Genomic DNA, 24,563 nt, shown 5'->3' with positions numbered 1-24,563 from the left:
GATCGGGATCTCACGAAGACGGACATCCCGGTCCAACGCACCAGATGATTCCAAGGAAGGAATGTCCGTGATGACGAAGAAGCACATGCGGGGGATGGCCGCCGTGATCGTGGCCGCCGCAACGGCCGCGACCCTCGCCGGTTGCGCAACGGGAGGCACCACGAGCAGCAGCTCGACCTCCGCCGCCGGAGGCACCTACACGTTCTGGGACCCGTACCCCCAGTTCGACGCGACCTCGGCCTGGGCCAAGCGCATCGACAGCTGCGGCACCGAGGCGGGTGTGACCATCGAGCGCACCGGCTACGACACCACCGACCTCACCAACAAGGCGCTGCTCGCCGGCCAGCAGGGCTCCTCGCCCGACCTGCTGCTCGTCGACAACCCGGTGGTCTCCACGCTCGCCGACGCGGGCATCCTGAACACCACGAAGGACCTGGGGCTCGACACCAGCGCGTTCGAGGCGAACATCCTCGCGGCCGGCCAGATCGACGGCGACACCTTCGGCGTGCCGATCGGCGCGAACACCCTCGCCCTCTACTACAACAAGTCCGTGCTCAGCGCGGCCGGCGTCGACATCGCCTCGGTGAAGGACTGGTCGAGCCTCACGGATGCGCTCACCAAGGTCACCGCGGCCGGCAAGAAGGGCATCACCTTCTCCGCCATCGGAACCGAGGAAGGCAGCTTCCAGTTCCTGCCCTGGTTCTGGGGATCGGGCGCGAAGCTCACCGAGCTCAACTCCACGGCGGGCGTCGACGCGCTCACCCTGTGGACCGACTGGGTGAAGAACGGTCTGGCCCCGAACTCCGTGCTGAACAACACGCAGACCACCACCTGGCAGGAGTTCCTCACCGGCGAGTACGCCTTCGGTGAGAACGGCACCTGGCAGCTGCAGTCGGTGAAGGACTCCGGGATCGACTACGGCATCCTCACCATCCCGGCGAAGACGGGCGGCCCGGCTCCCGCGCCGACCGGTGGCGAGTTCCTCACCATCCCGGTGCAGAGCGACACCGCGCGCTACGACACCTCGGTGAAGATCGCGAACTGCCTCACCTCAACGGCGGCTCTGGTCGACACCGACAACACGCTCTCCTACGTCGCCCCGACCAAGGAGGCGCAGGCCGCTCAGGTGGCCAAGACGCCCGACCTGCAGCCGTGGGTCGACGCGGTGGCCTCGGCGAAGGGCCGCACGAGCGACAACCTGGGAACGAAGTACCCGCTGATCTCCGAGCAGCTCTGGGGCGCGGTGCAGCAGTCGCTGAGCGGGTCGCAGACTCCGCAGGCGGCGGCCGACCAGGCGCAGAGCGCCGCGGCGACCGCCACGAAGTAACCGCGCCGCACGGCGCGACCGGAAACGCATCAAGACAGGTCGGATAACGATGGCGACAACCGAAACACTCTCGAGGCGCTCCGCGGGGAACGCGGGCGGGGAGGCATCCACTCCTCCGCCCGCGCCCACCCGGCGCAAGCGCCGGCGGCCCTCCACCGGGCAGCTGGCTGCCTGGGGCTTCCTCGCCCCGCTCATCGTGTACCTGCTCGTCTTCTATGCCTATCCGCTCTACCGCAACATCGAACTGAGCCTGCACGACTACACCGTGCGCTCGTTCGTGCAGGGCGGGGCCGCCTTCGTCGGCTTCGACAACTACGTGTCGGTGTTCACCGACCCGACGTTCGGCCCCGCTCTGCTGCACACCGCCCTCTTCACCGTGATCTCGATCATCTTCCAGTTCTCGATCGGCATGGGGCTGGCGGTGTTCTTCCACCAGCACTTCAAGCTCTCCGCCACCCTGCGGGCCCTGTTCCTGGTGCCGTGGTTGCTGCCGCTGATCGTCTCGGCCTCGACCTGGGCCTGGATGCTCAACAGCGAGTCGGGCATCGTCAACTCGGTGATCGAGGGGCTCGGCGGCCAGCAGGTGAACTGGCTCACCTCGCCGCAGTGGGCGCTCACCTCGGTGATCATCGCCAACATCTGGATCGGCATCCCGTTCAACCTGGTGATCCTCTACAGCGGGCTGCAGAACATCCCGAACGACCTCTACGAAGCCGCCGCGCTCGACGGGGCGAACGGCTGGCAGAAGTTCTGGCGCATCACCTTCCCGCTGCTGCGCCCGGTGTCGGCCATCACCATCCTGCTCGGCCTGATCTACACCCTCAAGGTGTTCGACATCATCTGGATCATGACGCGCGGCGGGCCCGCCGACTCGTCGACGACGCTCGCGACCTGGTCGTACCAGATGGCGTTCGGCACCGCGCTGCCCGACTTCAGCCCGGCGGCGGCGGTGGGCAACGTGCTCATCATCATCGCGCTGATCTTCGGCTTCCTCTACATCGCCGCCCAACGCCGTCAGGAGAAGAACTCATGACCGCCCGCAAGACCTGGTGGAAGACCACGATCGGCGTCGTCCTGACCGCCGTGATGCTCTTCCCGGTGTACTGGATGATCAACGTCTCGCTCACGAAGACCGCCGACATGCGCAAGGACCCGCCGAACTGGTTCCCCTTCGACCCCACCTTCGACGGCTACCGGGCCGTGCTGAGCGAGCAACTCCCCTACCTCGGCACGAGCCTGATCGTCGGCTTCGGCACGGTGGCGCTGACCCTCGTGATCTCGGCGCCGGCCGCCTACTCGCTCGCGAAGCTGCGGCCGCGCGGCGGCACCCCGGTGAGCTTCGTGCTGCTGATCGCCCAGATGATCCCCGGGGTCATCATGGCGATGGGCTTCTACGCGATCTTCCTCAACATCGGGATGCTCAACTCGGTCTGGGGGCTCATCGTCGCCGACTCGACCATCGCGGTTCCGTTCGGCGTGCTGCTGTTCACCGCCTTCATGCAGGGCATCCCGAACGAGCTGATGAACGCCGCGACGATCGACGGCGCCGGCCGCTGGCGCACCTTCCGCTCGGTGGTGCTGCCGATCAGCCGCAACTCCATCGTGACGGTTTCTCTGTTCGCCTTCCTCTGGGCCTGGTCGGACTTCGTGTTCGCCTCCACGCTCGACGCCGGCGGCAAGCTGCAGCCCATCACCCTCGGCATCTACAAGTACATCGGCAACAACAACCAGGAGTGGAACTCGATCATGGCGACCGCCGTCATCGCTTCCATCCCGGCGGCCGTGCTGCTCGTCATCGCCCAGCGCTACGTCGCTGCCGGCGTGACCGCGGGCGCCGTCAAGGACTGAGACAGAAAGAACCGCACTGACGATGACACTCTCTTCCGACACCTCGACCGCGACCAGCCGCGGGGTCCGGCAGGCCGGCGCCCTGGGCGGCCCGGTCGTGCCGAGCACGAGCATCCTGCGCCCGCTCACGCAGCAGGAGATCTCGGTCACCGGCGGCTTCTGGGGACACCAGCAGCAGCTGAACGCCACCGTCGTGATCGAGCACTGCCTGAGCTGGATCGAACGCATCGGCTGGCTCGGCAACTTCGACCGCGCCGCCGCCGAGACGATCGGCTCCGATCACGCCGGCATCGAGTTCGTGGACTCCGAGGTCTACAAACTGCTCGAGGCGATGGCCTGGGAGCTCGGCCGGGAGCCGAACCCGGAGCTCGAGCAGAGCTACCGCACGGTGGTGGCCCGCGTGGCCGCGGCCCAGGAGGCCGACGGCTACCTGCACACGAGCTTCGGCCGATCCGGCCAGCCCCCGCGCTACTCGAACCTCGAGTTCGGTCACGAGCTCTACTCCTTCGGGCACCTGCTGCAGGCCGCCGTGGCGCGGCTGCGCACCGGCCACGACGACGAGCTGCCGGCGGTCGCGCGCCGGCTCGCCGACCATGTCTACCGCGAGTTCGGGCCCGACGGCCGGGTGGCCGTGTGCGGGCATCCGGAGATCGAGCCGGCGCTCGCCGAGCTCTCACGGGCGACCGGCGACGCCCGCTACCTCGAACTGGCCCGCCTGTTCGTGGAGCGGCGCGGCACGGGTACGCTCGCGCCGATCCCGTTCGGGGCCGAGTACTTCCAGGACGACGTTCCGGTGCGCGACGCCACCATCCTGCGCGGCCACGCCGTGCGGGCGCTCTACCTCGCCTCGGGCGCCCTCGACGTGGCGGTCGAGGACGGCGACGGGGAGTTGCGGGATGCGGTGGCCGAGCAGTGGGAGAACACGGTCGCCCGCCGCACCTACATCACGGGCGGCATGGGCTCCCACCATCTCGACGAGGCCTTCGGCGCCGACTACGAGCTGCCGAGCGACCGGGCCTACTCCGAGACCTGCGCGGGCATCGCCTCGGTGATGCTTGGCTGGCGCCTGCTGCTGGAGACCGGGGACGAGAAGTACGCCGAGCTGATGGAGCGCACGCTGCTCAACAACATCCTGGCCTCGCCGCGCGAGGACGGCCGCGCCTTCTTCTACACCAACACCCTGCACCAGCGGGTGGCCGGCGTCGAGCCCGACGAGAACGAGGTGAGCGTGCGCGCGCTGTCGAGCCTGCGTGCACCCTGGTTCGAGGTGTCGTGCTGCCCCACCAACGTGGCGCGCACGCTCGCGAGCGTCGACCTCTACTTCGCGACGGCCACGGATGCGGGGGTGCAGCTGCACCAGTACGGCGAGTACGCGCTCGACGTCGATCTCGCCTCGGGGGCCCGTATTCGGGCTCACCTGACCTCGGGCTATCCCTTCGACGGCGCCGTGACGGTGACCTTCGACGCCGACACGGCCGGGGAGATCGAGCTCGGGCTGCGCATCCCGGTCTGGGCCCGCCGCGGGGCGACGGTCACGGCCGGCGGTTCCACGACCCCGGCGACCCAGCCTGTGCACACGGTACGCGGCCGCTTCGCCGCCGGCGACTCGGTGCTGCTCGAGCTGCCGCTCGAGCCCCGGTTCACCACGGCCCACCCCCGGGTCGACGCGGTGCGCGGCCAGGTGGCCGTGGAGCGGGGGCCGCTCGTGCTCGCCGTGGAGTCGACCGACCTGCCCGGCGATCTCGACACCGAGCACGTCGTCGTCGACACCGAGGTCGCACCGGTCGCCACCGCGCGTGGCGCCCGGGTGAGGATGCTGCCCCGCGACGGGGCCGCCGACCAGGCGAGCTGGCCGTACGCCTCCGCCGTCGTGGAGGGCGAGGCAGCCGGCATCCACGTCGACTATCTGCCCTACCACGCCTGGGGCAACCGGGGCCCGTCGACCATGCGGGTCTGGGCCCCGCGCGCGAACGGCTGAAGCGGGCACGGGGGACGGATCATGGTCGGGTTCCAGGAGCGCAACGGAGCGCTCGAGGTGCGGCACCGCCACGAGGTGCTGCGCATCGAGGCGTGGGGTGACGACAGCGTCAGGGTGCGGGCGAGTCTGCACCGGCTGCCGATCGAGAGCGCCGGTGCGCTCGGCGATCGGCCGCCCGAGGGTCGGGCCGGTGTCGTGACCATCGTGTCGGCGACGCGGGCGACGCTCGACTCGGGTGACCTGCGAGTGGTCGTGGAGTTCGACACCACGGCGGCCTACCCGGAGCCGTTGCTCCGCTTCGAACGGCGCAGCACCGGGGAGACCCTGCTCGCCGAGAGCCGCGAGCACTTCTGGCTGCCGGGATCCCGGGTGTTCCTCGGCAACCGCTCCGGCGCCTACGAGGTGCACCAGCAGTTCGAGGCCTACCCGGGCGAGAAGCTCTTCGGTCTGGGCCAGCGCACGCACGGACGCCTCGACGTCAAGGGCCTGTCACTCGACCTCGTGCAGCGCAACGGCGAGGTGAACATCCCGTTCGTGCTCTCGAATCGGGGCTACGGGATGCTGTGGAACGTCCCCGCGCTCGGACGAGTGGAGTTCTCGGAGAACGTCACGCGCTGGCAGGCCGGTCAGGCCCGGGAGATCGACTACTGGTTCACCGCGGCGCCGAGCCCGGCCGGGATCCTCGGACGCTACGCCGACGCCACCGGCCACAGCCCGGAGCTGCCCGAGTGGGCGAGCGGGTTCTGGCAGTCGAAGCTGCGCTACCTCGATCAGGAGGAGCTCCTGGGCGTCGCTCGCGAATACAAGCGGCGGGAGCTGCCGCTCTCCGTGATCGTGACCGATTACTTCCACTGGTCGGCCATGGGCGACTTCCGATTCGACGAGGCCGAATGGCCCGACCCGCGCGCGATGGTCGACGAACTCCGAGAGCAGGGCGTCGAGCTCATGGTGTCGATCTGGCCCACCGTCTCGCCGCTCTCCGAGAACTTCGCCGACTACCGCGACCTCGGGTTGCTGGTGGGGGCCGACCAGGGCGTCGAGTTCCAGCAGACCATCCAGGACAAGCGGATGCCGGTGCCGATGCCGGTGGCGTTCTACGACCCCACCAACCCCGCCACCCGCGAGTACGTCTGGGGTCTGGTGCAGAACAACTACCTCGATCTCGGCATCCGCGTGTTCTGGCTCGACGCCTCGGAGCCGGAGCTCAACCCCGCGCATCCCTCGAATCTCGCCTTCTACGCCGGCCCGGGAGCCGAGGTGGCGAACGTCTACCCGCGCGAGAACGCTCGGCTCTTCGCCGAGGGGATGCGCGCGGCCGGGCAGCCGCCCACCGTGCTGCTCTGCCGCTCGGCCTGGGCCGGTTCGCAGAAGTACGGGGCCGCGGTCTGGTCGGGTGACATCCCGGCGACCTGGCTCTCGCTGACGCAGCAGATCCGGGCCGGCCAGGCCATCGCCGTCTCGGGCATCCCGTGGTGGACCACGGACATCGGCGGCTTCCACGGCGGCGACGCCCGCGACCCGGCGTACCGCGAGCTCATGATCCGCTGGTTCCAGTTCGGGGTGTTCTGCCCGCTGTTCCGGCTGCACGGCGACCGGGAGCCGCGAACGCCGACGAGCTCGGCGAAGACCGGCGGCCCGAACGAGGTCTGGTCGTTCGGCGCGGAGGCCTCCGACATCATCGCGGGGGTGCTACGGCTGCGGGAGAGACTGCGACCCTACATCCACGAGCAGATGCGCGTGGCGGCGGCACAGGGGCTGCCGCCTCTGCGGCCGGTGTTCGTCGATTTCCCCGACGACCCCGAGGCATGGACGAGCGAGGACCAGTTCCTGTTCGGGCCCGACCTGCTCGTGTGCCCGGTGTCGGCTCCCGGGGTCACGCAGTGTTCCGTGCACCTTCCGGCCGGCGCCCGCTGGGTCGATGCGGCGAGCGGTCGCACGTACGCGGGAGGCGCGTCGATCGTCGCGGACGCCCCGCTCGAGCGGATCCCGGTGTTCGTGCGCGAAGGGGCCGCGGTGCTGGGGGCGCTCGCCGCGTCCTGACCGACCGACCGGCCGGCCCCACCGACCGGCCGCACCGACCGGCCGCTCCGCCCTGCTTCCACCGTCCGACTTCCACCACCTGACTTCCACCACCAGCACCACCGAATCCGTCCGATGATGAAGGGACCGACCATGAAGACTGTCCACTCGAGCCGAGGGCTCGACCAGAGGCGGCACACCCGCCGGCGAGGAGCGTTCCGCGCGGCGGCTTCGGCCACCGTCGGGGCGGTCGTCGTCTCGCTCGCCCTCGCCGGAGCGGGCGTGGCCCATGCGGCGGCACCGGCATCCGGGGTTCCGGCTGCGGTGCCCGCGGTCATCCCCGACGGCAGCCTGCTCGCCCACTACGACTTCGACGGCGACCCGCTCACGAGCGGCACCGTCGTCGACCGCACGGGGCACGGCCTCGACGCGACCATCGTCAACACGGCGCAGGCGGCGCTCGAGCCGGGTTCGGCATCCGGATCGACCGCGCTCACGCTGCCCGGCGGGGCCTGGAACTCCAACGGCGCCTACGTCTCGCTGCCGAAGACGCTCATCGCCGGCAAGAGCGACATCACCGTGTCGGCCCGCGTGAAGCTGAACTCCTCCACGCAGGCCTGGCAGTGGCTGTTCGGCATCGGCACCAACACCACGCAGTACATCTTCACCACGCCCAAGAACAGCGACGGCTTCCTGCGTACGGCCGTCACCACGAACGGCCCCGGCGCCGAGGCGCAGGTCACCGGGTCTGCGGCGTTGCCGCTCGGCCAGTGGACCACCGTCACCGTGACGCTCGACAGCGCGGCGCACAGCCTCACCACCTACCTCGACGGCGTGGCGGTCGGCTCGGCCACGACGTCCGTCGACGCGACCCAGCTCATCGCGAACTCCGCGACCGTGGCGGGTTACATCGGCAAGTCGTTCTACAACGACCCCCTGTTCGCCGGTTCGATCGACGACTTCAGCGTCTACGGCATCGCCCTCTCGGCCGATCAGGTGACCGAGCTCGTCGACGGGGCCGTGCCCACCGTCGACGGCCTCGCGCAGACCGCGTTCGACGTGCGCACCACGGTCGGCACCGCTCCGGCGCTGCCCGCCACGGCCACCGCGCACTACTCCGACGGCTTCGATCGCCCGGTGCCCATCGCCTGGGACGCGGTCGACCCCGCGGCCTACGCCCAGCGAGGCAGCTTCACCGTGAACGGCACGGCGGCCGGGGAGGCCGTCACCGCCACGGTGAAGGTGATCGTGGCCGGCGAGCTGTCGATCGACCTCTCCAGCGACACCGGCGCCTTCCACGGCGGAGCCTCGGGAACGCTCTACGGCCTGTACGGCCCGGGCATCCCGAGCGACAACCTGATCGAGGGCATGGGGTTGCGCACCGTGGCGACCAAGGCGCAGGACGGCCCGCAGCATCCGGGCGCCGACGCCCTCGAGGTGGTGCAGCCGCTCGCGAACGCCACGAACGGCGACGTCTACATCTACATGACCGACATCAACCGCGGCTTCCCCTACGAGTGGGAGGGGGACACCCCGGCCGCCAAGCTCTCGGGCTACATGGACAAGATGGCCACCCAGGTCGACCAGGTGCTGCAGCTGCCGGCCGACCAGCAGGACAACATCGTGTTCGTTCCGTTCAACGAGCCCGAGGGCAACATGTTCGGCACCGGTCAGTGGAGCTACGACGGCGTCAGCTGGCTCGACAACCCCGCCGACTACTTCGCCGCGTGGGATGCCGCCTACCGCATGATCAAGCAGAAGATGCCGTCCGCGCGGATCGCCGGCCCGAACACGAGCGTGCTGTTCTCGCAGGTCGAGGGCTTCCTGCAGCACGCCGTGGCCGAGAACACGGTGCCCGACGTGATGACCTGGCACGAGCTCAGCAACCCGGCGAACATCCGCAACAACGTGCCGGTGTACCGCGCGATGGAGCAGCGCTCCTTCGCCGGGACCGCCTACGAGGGGCGGCAGCTGCCGATCAACATCGACGAGTACGCGTTCAACTACCACACCTCGGTTCCCGGGCAGATGATCCAGTGGATCTCGGCGATCGAGGACTCCAAGGTCGACGCCGACATCGCCTACTGGAACATCGACGGCAACCTCAGCGACTCCGCCGTGCAGTCCAACCGGGGCAACGGCCAGTGGTGGCTGCTCAACGCCTACTCGCAGATGAGCGGCCACACCGTGAGCGTCGACCCGCCCTCGCCCGACCAGAGCTACACCCTGCAGGGAGTGGCGACGCTGGACGAGTCGAAGGCCCAGGCGCGCGCGATCTTCGGCGGCGCATCCGGCAACGCCCTCGTGAGCTTCGACCACGTCGACCCGGCGGTCTTCGGCGACCGGGTGCACGCGTCGATCCAGCGCATCGACTGGAGCGGCCAGGTCGGCGACTCGGCCGGCCCCGCCGTGGTGTCGGAGACGGACGCCGTGGTCACAGGCGGCAGTGTCGACTTCGACTTCGGCGGCTCGCTGCCGGCGCTCGACGAGTCGTCGGCCTACGAGATCGTGCTGACCCCCGGAGCGAACGCCAGCGACCAGGCCGTCGCCCCGACGCTCTGGAAGGCCACGTACGAGGCTGAGGACGCGGCTCACACCGGCTCCGGCTACTCGAAGAACGGCGTCGAGGGCTCGCCCGCCGACGTCTCGAAGTTCTACACCTCGGGCGGCTACGACGTGGGAGGACTCCGAACCGGCTCGAACGTCACGCTCGACTTCCCGGTCGACGTGCCGCAGGCGGGCAGCTACGACCTCAGCGTGTTCGCGAACTCCCTGAACACCTACGGGCTCGTGGCCGACCAGGGGCCGACGAACGTGTTCCTCACGGTCGACGGCGGGGCCGAGCAGGAGATCTTCCTGCCGCTCGGCTACAAGTGGGTGGTGTGGGACCACACCGACACCACGGTCGACCTCACGGCCGGCGCCCACACCATCCGGCTCGCGGCGAAGAGCCTCGACGGAACCAAGGGCACCAAGGGCGACGCGATCGTCGACAAGATCGACCTCTCGCTGGCGAACCCCGCGGCGGCGGACCGGCTCTACGAGGCCGAGTACGCGAGCCTCGACGGCGCCACCACCGACTACTCGCACGCGGGGGTCTCGGCCTCCGGGGTGGCCTCCGTCGGCGCCGGGCAGTCGGCCACCTTCTGGGTGTACTCGGCCCGGGAGGGGGAATCGATCCTCGGCGTCGACACCCTCGGCGGCGGCACCGGCACCCTCACGGTGAACGGCAACGACGTGGCCACGGTCGGCGACAGCACGACCGCGACCGTCTTCCTCGACGGTGGCGTCAACAAGGTGACGGTCACGGGCACGGCGGGCAGCATCCTGCTCGACCGCCTGCGCGTGCAGCAGAGCGACGGAGCGCTCGCCTCCACCGAGTACGAGGCCGAGAGCGCCGTGCTCGCCGGCACCGCCACGGCCACACCGCTGTCGCTCGCGAGCGGCGGCCTGGCCGTCACCGGAGTGGGAGGGGCGCCCGGCAACGGCAACACCCTGACCTTCGACCACGTGACGGTCGACAAGGCCGGCACCTACGCGCTGACCGTGCGCTTCTCGAACCAGGAGCAGTCGCCCGCCACGCACTACAACCCCGACCCGCTGGCCCGGCCCGCGGACATCTCGGTCAACGGCGCGGCACCGGTGCGCGTGCTGTTCCCGCACTCGTTCCACCAGAACGACTTCTGGGAGCAGACCGTCGACGTGCAGCTGCAGGCCGGGGTCAACACCATCCGGTTCTCGTCGCAGGAGAAGACCAACTTCGACGGCACGAGCTACATCTCCGACACCTTCCCCGGGGTGCTGCTGCGCTCGCAGTACGCGCCGAACATCGACAAGATCCGGGTGACGCCGATCGTCGCGGACTCCACGCCGGAGCCGCAGCCGGTGGTGGTGGATCGGATCGCGGGTGCGGACCGGTTCGAGGTGGCGGTGAACACCTCGAAGGCGGGGTTCCCGGACGGGGCGTCGACCGTGTTCGTGGCGTCGGGTGCGGTGTTCCCGGATGCGCTCTCCGCGGCTCCCGCGGCGACCGTGGCGGATGCGCCCATCCTGCTCACCGCATCCGGATCATTGCCGGGCGTGGTGCGTGACGAGATCGTGCGGTTGCATCCGGACAAGATCGTGATCGTGGGTGGTGTGAACACCGTGAGCAGCACCGTCGAGACGGCGCTCGCCGCGCTCGCCCCGGTGTCGCGCATCGGTGGTGCCGACCGCTTCGAGGCGTCACGGAACATCGCCGCGGCGGCGTTCCCGAACGGTGCTCCGGTGGCCGTGCTGGCGGCCGGGGCGAACTTCCCCGACGCCCTCTCGGCGGGTGCCGCGGTGGCGGGACGCGGGCCGGTGATCCTCGTGAACGGCGGGGCCTCCGGGCTCGACGACGCCACGAAGGCTCTTCTCGGGCAGCTCGGCGTCACCGAGATCGCCATCGCCGGAGGGCCGAACTCGGTCTCGGACGGCATCCAGAGCGATGCCGCCGCGATCGCGGCGACGGTCCGCCTCGGTGGTGCCGACCGCTACGCGGCCTCGCGGGCCATCACGGCGCACTTCGCCACCACCGCAGACCGCGTGCTGCTGGCGACGGGGGAGAAGTTCCCGGATGCGCTGGCCGGTTCGGCGTTCGGCCCCAAGGTGGGCGCGCCCCTGCTCACGGTTCCGGGCACCTGCGTGCCGGCCGAGACGCTGGCGCAGATCACCGCGCTCGGTGCCACGAAGGTCACCCTCCTGGGCGGCCCAAACACTCTGGCTGAGGGGGTGGAGTCCCTCACCGCCTGCCGCTAGCCGCAGCCGCGGGGCATCGCGCCCGTCGGGAAGGCGTCCACTCCTTCGGGGGTGGACGCCTTCTCCGCGTCACTGGACCGGTCGCGACCCGGCCCGGGTGGGCTAGGCTGGGGGCGTGTTCGTGAATCCCTGTTGTCGCCGCTAGAGCGACCTTCTCCCTCAACAGTCGGATTCGCCACGCCCCAGCCGCCGCTCACGCAGCGCGCCGTGCGACACAGGCACGTGATCGCTGCGGGCCCCAGTCAAGGACACAAGACATGAAGTACGCGAACAGCGTCATCGACCTCGTCGGCAACACCCCGCTCGTCAAGCTCAACAGCGTGACCGACGGCATCCAGGCCACGGTCCTGGCCAAGATCGAATACCTGAACCCCGGTGGTTCGTCGAAAGACCGCATCGCCACCAACATCATCGACGCCGCCGAGCGCGAGGGCCTCTTGAAGCCCGGTGGCACGATCGTGGAGCCCACCTCGGGCAACACCGGCATCGGCCTCGCACTCGTGGCGCAGCAGCGCGGCTACCGCTGCATCTTCGTGCTGCCCGACAAGGTGGGCGAGGACAAGCGCAATGTGCTCACGGCCTACGGCGCCGAGATCGTCGTGACGCCCACCGCCGTGGCTCCTGAAGACCCCGACTCCTACTACTCGGTCTCCGACCGGCTGGCGCGCGAGATCCCGGGCGCCTTCAAGCCGAACCAGTACTCCAACCCCAACGGCCCGCTCAGCCACTACCAGACCACCGGCCCCGAGATCTGGCGCGACACCGAGGGCCTCATCACCCACTTCGTGGCGGGCGTCGGCACCGGCGGCACCATCAGCGGCACCGGCAAGTACCTCAAGGAGGTCTCCGACGGAGCCGTGCAGGTGATCGGCGCCGACCCCGAGGGCTCGGTCTACTCGGGCGGAACCGGCCGGCCCTACCTCGTGGAGGGCGTGGGCGAGGACTTCTGGCCCACCGCGTACGACCCCACCGTGGTCGACGAGATCATCGCCTCGACCGACGCCGAGTCGTTCGAGATGACCCGGCGGCTCGCCCGCGAAGAGGGCCTGCTCGTCGGCGGCTCGAGCGGCCTGGCCGTCTCCGTGGCCCTGAAGGCCGCGCGCGACCTCCCGGCCGACGCGGTGGTCGTGGTGCTCCTGCCCGACGGTGGCCGCGGCTATCTCGGCAAGATCTTCAACGACAAATGGATGCGCTCCTACGGCTTCGCCCCCGAGAGCGAGGGGTCGACCGTGCGCGAGCTCATCGGCGGCAAGAACGGGACCCTGCCGGCCCTCGTGCACGCGCATCCGAGCGACACCGTGCACGACGCCATCGACATCATGACCACCTACGGCGTCTCGCAGCTGCCCGTGCTCTCGGCCGAGCCGCCCGTGGTGATGGGCGAGGTGATCGGCTCGCTCGACGAGCAGACGCTGCTCGACCAGGTGTTCGGGGGCCGCGCCGCCATGACCGACAAGGTGGGCGACTTCGTCGCGCCGGCCCTGCCGCTGATCGGCATCAACGAGCCCGTGTCGGCGGCCCGCCAGGCCCTCACCACGGCGCCCGCGCTGCTCGTCTCCGACGACGGCAAGCCCGTCACCGTCATCACCCGTCAAGACCTCCTCACCTTCCTCAGCGAAGCGTGACCCCCGACCTCACGAAAGACACCATCATGGCTTCCAAGAAGAACGAGAGCTTCGAGACCCGCGCCATCCACGCCGGCCAGGAGTTCGACCCCACCACGGGCGCGATCATCCCGCCCGTCTACCTCACCAGCACCTTCGTGCAGGACGGCATCGGCGGCTTCCGCGGAGGCTACGAGTACGCCCGCGGCGGCAATCCCACCCGCACCTCGCTCGAGACGCTGATCGCCTCGCTCGAGGGCGCCAAGCACGGCCTCTCCTTCGCCTCCGGCCTCGCGGCCGAGGATGCGCTGCTGCGGGCCGTGCTCGAACCGGGCGACCGCATCGTGCTCGGCAACGACGTCTACGGGGGAACCCATCGCCTGATCAACCGCATCCACGGCAAGTGGGGCGTCGAGAACGTCGTGGTCGAGATGAGCGACCTCTCCGCGGTGGCGAAGGCCGTCGCCGGCGGCAAGACCAAGCTGCTCTGGCTCGAGACCCCTTCGAACCCGCTGATGAAGATCAGCGACGTGGCCGAGCTGGCCGAGATCGGCCACGCGGCCGGCGCCCTCGTGGTGGTGGACAACACCTTCGCGTCGCCCTACCTGCAGCAGCCGCTCTCGCTCGGCGCCGACATCGTGGTGCACTCCACCACCAAGTACCTCGGCGGCCACTCCGACGTGCTCGGCGGCGCCGTGGTGCTGAACGACGACGCGCTCGAGGAGAAGGTGCGCTTTCTGCAGTTCGCCTCCGGCGGCGTCTCGGGGCCGATGGATGCCTGGCTCACCGTGCGCGGCATCAAGACCCTCGCGGTGCGCATGGACCGGCACTCGAGCAACGCGCAGACGATCGCCGAGCACCTCGTGGGCCACCCGGCGCTCGACGCGGTGTACTACCCGGGCCTGCCTACGCATCCGGGGCACGAGCTCGCGAAGCGGCAGATGAAGTCGTTCGGCGGCATGATCTCGCTCGCTCTGAAGGGCGGCCCGAAGGCGGCCCGCAAGTTCGCGGAGTCGACCCAGCTGTTCCAGCTCGCCGAGTCGCTCGGCGGCGTCGAGTCGCTCATCGGCTACCCCTCGGAGATGACCCACGCCTCGGTGAAGGGAACGCCGCTCGAGGTGCCGGAGAACGTCATCCGTCTCTCGGTGGGCATCGAGGCGGTCGACGATCTGCTCGCCGACCTCGAGCGGGCACTCCCGCGCAAGTAGCGGAGCCGGCATGACCACTCGCGAGCAGCCCGACGAGGAGACCCTGCGCGGCCGAGCGGAGCGGCTGAAGGAACGCGTCTACGTCACCTTCACGAGCCTGGCCGTGGTGCTCGCTCTGAGCGCGCATCCGGAGGATACGACGGCCGGCGCTGCGGTGACGACCTTGCTCGTGGTGGTGCTCGGAACCCTGCTGGCCGTGTTCGTGGCCGACGTCATCTCCCACATCGCGGTGCACGCCGCGCTGCCGACGGGCGCGGAGTTCCGGCAGATGGTCGGCGTCACGGCCGGCGCGATCGGCGTGGTCGTGCTGCCGCTGGTCTTCCTCGGGCTCTCGGCCCTCGGGGTGTGGAGCCTGGCCGCGGGCCTGCGGGCGAGCTCGATCGCCCTCATCGCGGGGCTCGTGGTGATCGGCTACCTCGCAGCCCGGCGCGTGAATCTGCCCGGGTGGCAGCGGGCCATCGTGCTGCTCGCCGAAGCGGTGCTCGCCCTCGCGGTGATCGGCCTAGAACTGCTCGCGCACGGCTGAGTCCTGCTCGGGAGCCGGGGATGCGCCGCCCTCCGAGGGCAGCGGCTGCTGGATGCGCGCGGCGGCGATCGCCGCACGCCCCGACGGCAGCGCGATGGCGACCGTGATCACGAGCACCGTCGCGATGCCCGCGAGCACGAGCAGCAGCTGCACGCTCACGACGTCGGCCAGCGGCCCGAACACGGTCATGCCGATGGGGGTCGCGAGCGCCATCACGATGCTCACGTAGCTGAACACACGGCCGTGCATCTCGGGCTGCACGGTCTCCTGCACGAGCGTCATGAACGGCGTCGAGAACAGGGGAACCAGCAATCCGAACGCGAACATGAAGGCGTAGAACACCACGAGGTTCGGGCTCAGGCCGAGGCCCACGGTGAACACGGCGAAGCCGAAGGTCGACACCAGGATGAGGCCGATGCGGCTGCTCCTGGCCAGCACGGTCGACACGAGCACCCCGCCGAGCAGCATGCCCGCACTGAAGGCGAGTTCGAGCACGGTCACCATCCACACCTCGGGGCCGAAGGTGCGCGCCACCATGAGCGGCGTGATGAAGGAGGGCGCCACGGTGAGCAGGAACAGGATGGCGAAGACCACCAGCAGCCAGCGCACCACCCGATGGCCGCCGATGTAGCGCATCCCGGCGGCGAGGTCGGCGAAGTAGCCGCTGGTCCTCTCCGAGACGGCGGCGAGGGTGGGGACGCGCACGAAGAGCATCAGGCCGATGCCGATGGCCGCCGTGACCACGTCGATGAAGAACACCGGCACGATGCCGAAGAGACCGAACACCGCCCCGGCCGCCGCCGGGGCGAGCAGGGCCATCGCCGACTGCACCGTCTGGTACATGCCGTTCACCCGCATGAGCTGATCGGGCGGGGCGATCTGCGGGATCATCGCCTGCACCGCGGGGGTCTGGAAGCCCGCACCCACCGAGCGCACGCCGACGGCGAGCAGGATGATCCAGAGCTCGGTCACGCCGCTCAGCATCAGCAGGGCCAGTGCGAGGGTCACGATCGCGATGGTGCCGTCGGAAAGGATCACCAGTACCTTGCGGTTCATGCGGTCGGCGAGCGTGCCGCCGAAGATCGACACGATGCCCTGCGGGGCGAAGGCGGCGAGGGCGTAGAGGGCCACGGCGAAGCCCGACTTGGTCTCGAAGGTCACCCACCACATCACGGCGTACTGCACGACCATCGAGCCGAAGAGCGAGATGGTCTGGCCCGTCAGGAAGAGGCCCGCGTTGCGCTTCCAGTGCACAGGGCTCCTCTCGGGTGATCGCCGGGCGCGGATGTGAACAGCGTACACATCCCCGGTGTGGTGGTCGAGGTCGGGTCGTCGCTCAGTGGCCCGAGCCGAGCTCCACGAGGAGCACGCCCAGCATGATGAGGGCGATCCCACCCGCCATCACCAGGGTGAACGGCTCCTTGAAGAACACCCGGCTGAGCACGGCGGTGAGCGCCACCCCGACCGCGGCCCAGATGCCGTAGGCCACGCCGAGTGGGAGCCCCGTTCCGAGAGCGAGCGAGAGCAGGGCGAAGGCGGCGAGGTAGCCGGCCGCCACCGGAACGTACCAGAGCTTCGAGCCGTGCACGGAGGCGCGGAGCGACAGGGTGGCCGTGACCTCGGTGAGGATGGCGCCGGCGAGGAAGAGCCAGGCCATCAGAGGGCCCCGCTCTCGCCCGGAGGGGCGCCCTCGACCTCGGAGGCCGCCGTCTGCGCGGCGCGCCGCGCGGCGAGAGCGCGCTGCGAGCCGAGCTCGACGCACAGCACCCCGCCGATGATCACCAGGATGCCGAGCATCATCAGCGGGGTCAGCGGCTCGCCGAAGATCGCGGCGGCGAGCACCGCGGTCAGTGCCACGCCGAGCGCGCCCCAGATGCCGTAGGCCACGCCGAGCGACATGCCCGCGCGCAGCACCAGCGACAGGAACAGGAAGGCGGCGAGGTAGCCCACCACCACGAGCGCGTACCAGGCGGGATGCTCGAGGGCCGCCTTGAGCGAGAGCGACGCGGTGACCTCGCTCACGATGGCGCCGGCGAGCAGGAGCCAGGAAGTCATGCGTCGAATCTATCGCGCGGCGGGGATCCGCTCTTCTGCACGCGGGCCGCCGGGGGCGCGGGCGTGGGCCCGGCCGAGCATCACCCCGCCGAGCACGAGCGCGGTGCCCAGGGCCTGCGCCGGGCCGAAGACCTCGCCGGCCACGAGGGTGCCCAGCAGCACCCCGGTCACCGGGTTGAGCAGCCCGATCAGCCCCACCGTGGAGGCCGGCAGGTGGCGGAGGCCGGAGAACCAGGCGACGAAGGCGACCGCGGTCGCGACCACGGTGACGTAGGCGAAGCCGGCGACGGCGGGGGCATCCAGCGCGGGAGGGGCGCCCTCGACGAGGGCGGCGAACGGCAGCAGGAGCAGGCCGCCGGCCACGAGCTGCCACGAGGTGGTGGCGAGGGTGCTCTCGCCGCCGGTGCTCCACTTCTTGGACAGCACGAAACCCAGCGAGGAGAGCAGCATCGCCGCGAGGGAGGCCAGCACGCCGAGGGGCCGGATGCCGGCATCCGTGCCGGCGCTGCCGCCTCCGCCGAGCAGCATGACGCACACCCCGCCGAAACCCAGGGCGGCGCCGGCGATCGCGAACCCGCGTGGCCGCTCCGCGAGCAGCGGCCACGCGAGCAGCATCAGCGCGGCCGCCGAGCTCGCCATGATGGTCGAGGCCACGCTCGAGGGCAGGAGCTGCGAGGCCAGGTAGATCAGCACGAAGAACGCGCTCACGTTCAGTGCGCCGAGCGCGAGCGACTTCCACCACCAGGCCCCGCGGGGCCGCGAGCGTGCCACGGCGACGAGCAGGATGCCCGCGGGCAGCGCTCGCAAGGCGGCGCCCCAGAGCGGATGGTCCAGCGGCAGGAACTGGCGGGTGACGAAGTAGTTCGAGCCCCAGGCGATCGGTGCGATCGCGGTGACCAGCAGCCAGGGCCAGGTGCGCCGGGCTCGATTAGTTTCCATGGAAGCGACTATAGCTTCCAAGGAAGTTATAGTCGAGAGCATGGAGAATGCCGACCGGGTCGCCCGCATCCAGGAGGAATGGCGCCGCGAGCGCCCCGAGCTCGACGTGTCGCCGCAGGGCGTCATCGGCCGGCTGCATCGCCTGGCCGGCCATCTCACCGGCGAGCTCACGGAGGTCTACGCCCGGCACGGTCTCGGCGAGGGCGAGTTCGACGTGCTCGCCACCCTGCGGCGCTCCGGGCCGCCCTACGAGCGGGCGCCGGGCGAGCTCGCCGAACACACCATGGTCACCACCGGGGCCGTCACCAAACGGCTCGACCGGCTCGTGCAGGCCGGCCTCGTGACCCGCCGACCGGCCGGCGGCGACGGCCGGCGCCGAGTCGTCGCCCTCACGCCGAAGGGCGTGCAACTGATCGACGCCGCCTTCGCCGAGCACATGGCGAACGAGCGCCGGCTCGTGGAGCAGCTGAGCGCAGCCGACCGCGCCGCCCTCGAACGCATCCTCACCGGCTGGCTCGCCGCGTTCGAGGGCTGACGGCCCGCCCGGTCACTCCTCCAGTTCGCGGAGGTGACGGTACTTGCCCTTGAAGTAGAGCAGCGGCTCCTCCTTGTGCCAGGAGGCGGGGCTCATCTCGTTGACCTGGCCGATGACGATGTAGTGGTCGCCCGCTTCGTACTCGGCCCAGATGTCGCAGTCGAGCCACATCAGGGTGCCGTCGATCACGGGGTTGCCGGCATCCGTCGGGGTCCAGTCGATGCCGGCCCACTTGTCGGTGCCCTTGCGGGCGAACTGGTTCGACACGGTGTGCTGGTCGTGGGCGAGCACGTTGACGGCGAACCGGCCGGTCTCACGCACCCGCGGATAGGTGGTGGAGTTCGTCATCACGCTGAACGACACGAGCGGCGGCTCGGTGGAGACGGAGTAGAACGACTGGCAGGTGAAGCCGATCGGTCCGTCGTCGTCGACGCCGCTGATGATGGTGATGCCGGAGGCGTAGTGCCCCAGCGTGTCGCGGAAGACCCGGGGGTCGAACGCGGGGCCGGAGACGCGGGGTTCTTCGGGGGCGATGGTCATTGTCGTGAGCTCCTAGGTGCGGTTATGCAACCGGTGACGAGAAAGAGGCGAGGGCCCTGGTCGACGCGGCGACCGTGGCGAGGGCGGCGAGGTTGGCGGCGTACTCCGCGGCGGCCTGCTCGACGAGCTCGTCGAGGCGGTCCATCTGGCCGGCCACGAAGTAGAAGCCGCGGCCGGGCACGACCGCACCCAGCTCCACGAGCAGCGGTGCGAGGTTGACCGTCGGGCCCATCGCGTGGGTGAGGTCACCGCCCGTGTGCACCGGGATCGCCGTCACACCCGAGAGGCCGTTCGCCGGATACCGGTCGAGGAAGGCCTTCAGAAGGCCCGTGTAGGTGGCCTTGTAGGTGGGTGAGGCGAACACCGCGAGGTCGCTCTCCGCGACCCGGGCGTTCAGTGCCGCCATCTCCTCCGAGGGCCACGCGAAGATCTCGGCCGTGTGGTCGGCCAGATCGATGATCTCGAGCTCGTAGCTGCCCGGGGCGAGGAGTTTCTCGACCAGGGTCTCGGCGACCTTGAGTGTGCGCGACCTCGGCTTGGGATTGCCGACGACGATCGTCGTTTTCAGAACCATTGCTTCTCACTTCATACCGATTGACAGGAAATGAGGATGCCGTGGTCACCGCCCAGCACGACGAACGATCCGGAACCGCGAGCCGGGCATGGAGACAGCGACATCTCTCACACACCACCGAGATTTTTTGGCCCGGTGGGCCCGCAACGGCTTACGTTGCCTTTTCATTATGCGCGCCCGACGTTTCTCGCGTGTTACATGACGTCGAGTGACGGTATCTCGCGGCAAGCTGGCCGTTCTTCGCTTCACAGACCGGCGGGTGCGCGTCAGGCTGGGGTCATGTCCTCCGGCGGCTCGGTCGGGCTCGCCCAGGGGGCGGCCCTCTACGTCGCAGCCGTGCTCGGAACCGGCATCCTGGTGCTGCCGGCGCTCGCTGCCTCGGCTGCCGGCCCCGGCTCGATCATCGCCGTCCTGGCGCTCATCGTGCTCTCGGTGCCGCTCGCCGGCACCTTCGCCGCGCTCGCCGCCCGCTACCCGGATGCCGGGGGCGTCGCGACCTTCGTGCGGCGGGCGCTCGGCCCGACACCGGCTCGAATGGCCGGCTACTGGTTCTTCTTCGGCGTGAGCGTCGGAACACCCGTGGTCGCGCTCCTGGGAGCGGAGTACATCGTGGCGGTGCTCGGCGTCGACCCCGGGCTCGCCTTCGTGATCGCGCCGGCGCTGCTGGTGCCGCCCTTCGTGCTCAACCTCTTCGGCCTGCGCTTCTCGGGCCGGGTGCAGCTCGTGCTCTCGGGGCTGCTCGTGGCGATCGTGGTCGGCGTGGTCGTGGTGGCCGCCCCGGCGACGGATGCGCGGAACTTCGCTCCGCTGCTGCCGCACGGCTGGGCCGGCGTCGGCGTGGCCGTCAGCCTCTTCGTCTGGGCTTTCGCCGGCTGGGAGGCCGTCACCCATATCGCGGGCGAGTTCCGCCGGCCTCGCCGCACCATCCCGCTCGCCACGGCCATCGCGATCGTCGTGGTGGGCGCCTGCTACCTCGGTCTCCAGCTCGTCACCGTGGGAGTGCTCGGCGATCGGTCGGGGTCCAGCGCCGTTCCCCTGCTCGACCTCGTGGCCGCCACCGCGCCCGCCTGGGGCCGGTGGGCCGTCGCCTCCGTCGCCGGAGTGGTCGCCCTCGGGGTGCTGAACGCCTACGTGGCCGCCTTCGCCAAGCTCGGCGCCTCGCTCGGGCGCGACGGCGACCTGCCCCGGATGCTCGGGGCCGGCGCCGAAAGCGGCGGAACGCCCCGCCGGGCTCTCGGTCTCGTCGCCGTGCTGGCGGCCGTCTACTACGCGGCCATGGTGATGACCGGAGGAGCGCTCACGCCGTTCATCCTCATCCACACCTCCGACATGGTGGCGGTCTACGCGCTCGGGGTGGTGGCGGCGGTGCGGTTGCTGCCGCGCTTCGGTGCGGGGTGGTGGCTCGCGGTGGTCTCGGTGGTGCTCGTCGCCGGGCTCGTGGCGCTCGCCGGGGTGACGCTCGTGGTGCCGGCGGTGCTCGCGGTCGCCGCGGTCGCGGTCGGGCTGGTGCGGAGTGCCCGCGGCGCGCGACACGCCCGGCGCGTCTGATGTCGGTGGGTGGATTTATCCTCAGGTGAATCGGCCTCCACTCTCCACAGGGTGCTCGGGAAGGGCGGATTTCCGCCCTTCCGGCTGTGGATGGATTGGGGGCGGAGCTGTGCAGAGTTGTGGATTACCTGTGGATAATTACACGCGTGTAACACTTCATCTAGGGGTCCTCGATATCCCCGACAACTAGATGTAGTATTGAACTCCCGGCGCTGAGAAGCCCCTGAAAGTCTTTATCCACACCAGAAAGGTGCATTCCTTATGGCAATCACGGTCTACACGAAGCCCTCCTGTGTCCAGTGCACTGCGACCTACCGCGCTCTCGAGAACAAGGGGCTGGAGTTCGAGATCTTCGACCTCTCGGTCGACGAGAAGGCGCTCGAGACGGTCAAGGAGCTGGGCTACCTGCAGGCTCCCGTCGTCATGACCTCCGAGGGCGACCACTGGTCGGGCTTCCGCCCCGACAAGATCGCCGAGCTGGCCGCGCGCGCCGCGAGCTAAGGCGATGTCCGACGACCTCGTCTACTTCTCGAGCGTCTCCGGAAACACCCGCCGCTTCGTCGAGTCGCTCGGCCGACCGGCGTCGCGCATCCCGATCTACTCGCGAGAAGATCGGCTCACGGCCACCGAGCCCTACGTCCTCGTCCTCCCCACCTACGGCGGGGGCGGGATGGGCGGGGCCGTTCCCAAGCAAGTGATCCAGTTCCTCAACGATGAGCGGAACCGATCGCTCATCCGAGGCGTCATCGCCGCGGGCAACACCAATTTCGGCGAGGCCTACTGCCTTGCGGGCGACATCGTCGCGCGCAAATGCAAGGTCCCGCTGCTCTATCGATTCGAAGTATTCGGAACCCCGGATGACCGTGAGGCCGTCCAGATTGGATTGGACACACTGTGGAAGCAACTCTGATCGACGCGCCCACCGCCGCGCCGGCGCTCGACTACCACTCGCTCAACGCGATGCTGAACCTCTATGACGAGAACGGGCTGATCCAGTTCGACAAAGACAAAGAGGCCGCGAAGCAGTACTTCCTGCAGCACGTCAACCAGAACACCGTCTTCTTCCACAACCTGCGCGAGCGCCTCGACTACCTGGTCGAGAAGGAGTACTACGAGAAGGCCGTTCTCGACCAGTACTCGTTCGAGTTCATCCAGCAGCTCAACGACCTCGCCTACTCGAAGAAGTTCCGCTTCGACACCTTCCTCGGCGCTTTCAAGTACTACACGAGCTACACGCTGAAGACCTTCGACGGCAAGCGCTACCTCGAGCGCTTCGAGGACCGCGTGGTGATGACGGCCCTCGGGCTCGCCCAGGGCGACGAGAAGCTCGCCACCAACCTCGTCGAGGAGATCATCGGCGGCCGCTTCCAGCCGGCCACCCCCACCTTCCTCAACACGGGCAAGGCCCAGCGCGGCGAACTCGTCTCCTGCTTCCTGCTCCGCATCGAAGACAACATGGAGTCGATCGCCCGCGGTATCAACTCGGCGCTGCAGCTGTCCAAGCGCGGCGGCGGTGTGGCCCTGCTGCTGTCGAACATCCGCGAGGCCGGTGCCCCGATCAAGCAGATCGAGAACCAGTCCTCGGGCATCATCCCCGTGATGAAGCTGCTCGAAGACAGCTTCAGCTACGCCAACCAGCTCGGCGCCCGTCAGGGTGCGGGTGCGGTGTACCTGAGCGCGCACCACCCCGACATCATGAAGTTCCTCGACACCAAGCGCGAGAACGCGGATGAGAAGATCCGCATCAAGACGCTGTCGCTCGGCGTCGTCGTGCCCGACATCACCTTCGAGCTCGCCAAGAACGACGAGGACATGTACCTCTTCTCGCCCTACGACGTCGAGAAGGTCTACGGCCTGCCCTTCGGCGACATCTCGGTGACCGAGAAATACCGCGAGATGGTCGACGACCCGCGCATCCGCAAGACCAAGATCAAGGCCCGTGAGTTCTTCCAGACCCTCGCCGAGATCCAGTTCGAGTCGGGCTACCCGTACATCATGTACGAAGACACCGTCAACAAGGCGAACCCCATCAAGGGCCGCATCAACATGTCGAACCTGTGCTCGGAGATCCTGCAGGTCAACACGCCGACGACGTACAACGAAGACCTGTCGTACGACAACATCGGCAAGGACATCTCCTGCAACCTGGGTTCGCTGAACATCGCGCTCACCATGGACTCGCCCGACTTCGGCCGCACCGTCGAGACCGCCATCCGCGGCCTCACCTCGGTGTCGAACCAGTCGCACATCACCTCGGTGCGCTCGATCGAGGACGGCAACGACAAGTCGCACGCCATCGGCCTCGGCCAGATGAACCTGCACGGCTACCTCGCCCGGGAGCGCGTGTTCTACGGCTCGGAGGAGGGTGTCGACTTCACGAACATCTACTTCTACACCGTGCTGTTCCACGCGCTGCGGGCCTCGAACGCGATCGCGATCGAGCGCGGCGAGAAGTTCGACGGCTTCGAGGACTCGACGTACGCCTCCGGTGAGTTCTTCGACAAGTACACGGATGCCGAGTGGGCGCCCGCCACGGCCCGCGTCGCCGAGCTGTTCGAGACCTCGAACATCCACATCCCGACGCAGGCGGACTGGCAGGAGCTCAAGGCCTCCATCCAGGCCCACGGCATCTACAACCAGAACCTGCAGGCCGTTCCGCCCACCGGGTCGATCTCGTACATCAACAACTCGACCTCGTCGATTCACCCGGTGGCCTCGAAGATCGAGATCCGCAAAGAAGGCAAGATCGGTCGCGTCTACTACCCGGCGCCGTTCCTCACGAACGACAACCTCGAGTACTACGACGACGCCTACGAGATCGGCGCCGAGAAGATCATCGACACCTACGCCGCGGCCACGCAGCACGTCGACCAGGGCCTCTCGCTGACGCTGTTCTTCAAGGACACCGCCACCACGCGCGACATCAACAAGGCCCAGATCTACGCCTGGCGCAAGGGCATCAAGACCATCTACTACATCCGTCTCCGCCAGCTCGCCCTCGAGGGCACGGAGATCGATGGCTGCGTCAGCTGCATGCTGTAGCCGATCCCCGTTCCTTAGTTTTCTGAATCGAGAATGAGACG

20 protein-coding genes are annotated in these 24,563 nt (G+C 69.1%); 14 read left to right on the top strand and 6 right to left on the bottom strand.

The genetic code is table 11. The features are described from left to right. Positions 1–70: 70 nt before the first annotated feature. The 9 genes from VD659_RS02780 (at position 71) to VD659_RS02740 (ending at position 15,289) form a co-directional block, all read left to right on the top strand. A complete protein-coding gene (locus VD659_RS02780) occupies positions 71–1,327 on the top strand; it encodes a sugar ABC transporter substrate-binding protein (RefSeq protein ID WP_423259612.1) in 1,257 nt (418 codons plus the stop codon). A 49-nt stretch (positions 1,328–1,376) separates the two neighbouring features. After that, positions 1,377–2,360: a carbohydrate ABC transporter permease gene (locus tag VD659_RS02775; RefSeq protein WP_137837794.1), complete on the top strand. Its 984-nt coding sequence runs from the start codon at positions 1,377–1,379 to the stop codon at positions 2,358–2,360. Beyond that, the gene (locus VD659_RS02770; RefSeq protein ID WP_423259611.1) at positions 2,357–3,175 is read left to right on the top strand and encodes a carbohydrate ABC transporter permease; all 819 of its coding nucleotides are present in this window, start codon (positions 2,357–2,359) and stop codon (positions 3,173–3,175) included. The genes VD659_RS02775 and VD659_RS02770 overlap by 4 nt, the downstream gene beginning before the upstream one ends. A gap of 22 nt (positions 3,176–3,197) precedes the next feature. Beyond that, the gene (locus tag VD659_RS02765; protein WP_423259610.1) at positions 3,198–5,153 is read left to right on the top strand and encodes a glycoside hydrolase family 127 protein; all 1,956 of its coding nucleotides are present in this window, start codon (positions 3,198–3,200) and stop codon (positions 5,151–5,153) included. A 21-nt stretch (positions 5,154–5,174) separates the two neighbouring features. Next, the gene (locus tag VD659_RS02760; RefSeq protein ID WP_423259609.1) at positions 5,175–7,193 is read left to right on the top strand and encodes a TIM-barrel domain-containing protein; all 2,019 of its coding nucleotides are present in this window, start codon (positions 5,175–5,177) and stop codon (positions 7,191–7,193) included. A gap of 132 nt (positions 7,194–7,325) precedes the next feature. Beyond that, a complete protein-coding gene (locus VD659_RS02755) occupies positions 7,326–11,951 on the top strand; it encodes a cell wall-binding repeat-containing protein (protein ID WP_423259608.1) in 4,626 nt (1,541 codons plus the stop codon). A gap of 257 nt (positions 11,952–12,208) precedes the next feature. Further along, positions 12,209–13,576, top strand: coding sequence for a cystathionine beta-synthase (locus VD659_RS02750; protein WP_423259607.1), 1,368 nt, complete (start codon positions 12,209–12,211; stop codon positions 13,574–13,576). A 26-nt stretch (positions 13,577–13,602) separates the two neighbouring features. Further along, positions 13,603–14,763 (top strand): cystathionine gamma-synthase, encoded by a 1,161-nt coding sequence (locus VD659_RS02745; RefSeq protein WP_423259606.1) that lies wholly within the window; start codon positions 13,603–13,605, stop codon positions 14,761–14,763. A gap of 10 nt (positions 14,764–14,773) precedes the next feature. Then, a complete protein-coding gene (locus VD659_RS02740; protein ID WP_423259605.1) occupies positions 14,774–15,289 on the top strand; it encodes a hypothetical protein in 516 nt (171 codons plus the stop codon). Here VD659_RS02740 and VD659_RS02735 read toward each other — a convergent pair. From VD659_RS02735 to VD659_RS02720, 4 genes are all read right to left on the bottom strand, one after another. Then, a complete protein-coding gene (locus VD659_RS02735; protein WP_423259604.1) occupies positions 15,266–16,543 on the bottom strand; it encodes an MFS transporter in 1,278 nt (425 codons plus the stop codon). The genes VD659_RS02740 and VD659_RS02735 overlap by 24 nt on opposite strands. An 82-nt stretch (positions 16,544–16,625) precedes the next feature. Beyond that, a complete protein-coding gene (locus VD659_RS02730) occupies positions 16,626–16,946 on the bottom strand; it encodes a DMT family transporter (protein WP_423259603.1) in 321 nt (106 codons plus the stop codon). Further along, entirely contained in the window at positions 16,946–17,344 is a 399-nt protein-coding gene (locus VD659_RS02725; protein ID WP_423259602.1) for a DMT family transporter, read from the bottom strand. The genes VD659_RS02730 and VD659_RS02725 overlap by 1 nt, the downstream gene beginning before the upstream one ends. A gap of 9 nt (positions 17,345–17,353) precedes the next feature. Continuing rightward, positions 17,354–18,283, bottom strand: a complete 930-nt coding sequence (locus VD659_RS02720) for a DMT family transporter (protein WP_423259601.1) — start codon at positions 18,281–18,283, stop codon at positions 17,354–17,356. A 40-nt stretch (positions 18,284–18,323) separates the two neighbouring features. Between VD659_RS02720 and VD659_RS02715 the strand changes: the two genes are divergently transcribed. Further along, positions 18,324–18,818 (top strand): MarR family winged helix-turn-helix transcriptional regulator, encoded by a 495-nt coding sequence (locus VD659_RS02715; protein ID WP_423259600.1) that lies wholly within the window; start codon positions 18,324–18,326, stop codon positions 18,816–18,818. Positions 18,819–18,830: 12 nt separating this feature from the next. Here the strand turns inward: VD659_RS02715 and VD659_RS02710 are convergent, their stop codons facing one another. Both VD659_RS02710 and VD659_RS02705 read right to left on the bottom strand, forming a co-directional pair. Then, on the bottom strand, positions 18,831–19,358 hold the full coding sequence (locus VD659_RS02710) for a flavin reductase family protein (RefSeq protein WP_423259599.1): 528 nt from the start codon (positions 19,356–19,358) through the stop codon (positions 18,831–18,833). Positions 19,359–19,380: 22 nt separating this feature from the next. Beyond that, complete coding sequence (locus VD659_RS02705) at positions 19,381–19,932, bottom strand: NADPH-dependent FMN reductase (RefSeq protein WP_423259598.1); 552 nt, start codon at positions 19,930–19,932, stop codon at positions 19,381–19,383. A 279-nt stretch (positions 19,933–20,211) separates the two neighbouring features. Between VD659_RS02705 and VD659_RS02700 the strand changes: the two genes are divergently transcribed. The 4 genes from VD659_RS02700 to nrdE all read left to right on the top strand — a co-directional run bounded on the left by VD659_RS02700 (position 20,212) and on the right by nrdE (position 24,522). Next, on the top strand, positions 20,212–21,480 hold the full coding sequence (locus tag VD659_RS02700; protein ID WP_423259597.1) for an APC family permease: 1,269 nt from the start codon (positions 20,212–20,214) through the stop codon (positions 21,478–21,480). A gap of 261 nt (positions 21,481–21,741) precedes the next feature. Then, a complete protein-coding gene (gene nrdH / locus VD659_RS02695) occupies positions 21,742–21,981 on the top strand; it encodes a glutaredoxin-like protein NrdH (RefSeq protein WP_137837922.1) in 240 nt (79 codons plus the stop codon). A 4-nt stretch (positions 21,982–21,985) separates the two neighbouring features. Further along, positions 21,986–22,390, top strand: coding sequence for a class Ib ribonucleoside-diphosphate reductase assembly flavoprotein NrdI (gene nrdI, locus VD659_RS02690; protein ID WP_423259596.1), 405 nt, complete (start codon positions 21,986–21,988; stop codon positions 22,388–22,390). Then, complete coding sequence (gene nrdE / locus VD659_RS02685) at positions 22,375–24,522, top strand: class 1b ribonucleoside-diphosphate reductase subunit alpha (RefSeq protein WP_423259595.1); 2,148 nt, start codon at positions 22,375–22,377, stop codon at positions 24,520–24,522. Before nrdI ends, nrdE begins: the two co-directional genes overlap by 16 nt. Positions 24,523–24,563: the final 41 nt, after the last annotated feature.

Source organism: Herbiconiux sp. 11R-BC (assembly GCF_049472555.1).
Lineage (GTDB): Bacteria > Actinomycetota > Actinomycetes > Actinomycetales > Microbacteriaceae > Herbiconiux.
The sequence above is the reverse complement of the archived record's forward strand: the minus strand, read 5'-3'. Positions and strand labels throughout refer to the sequence as shown.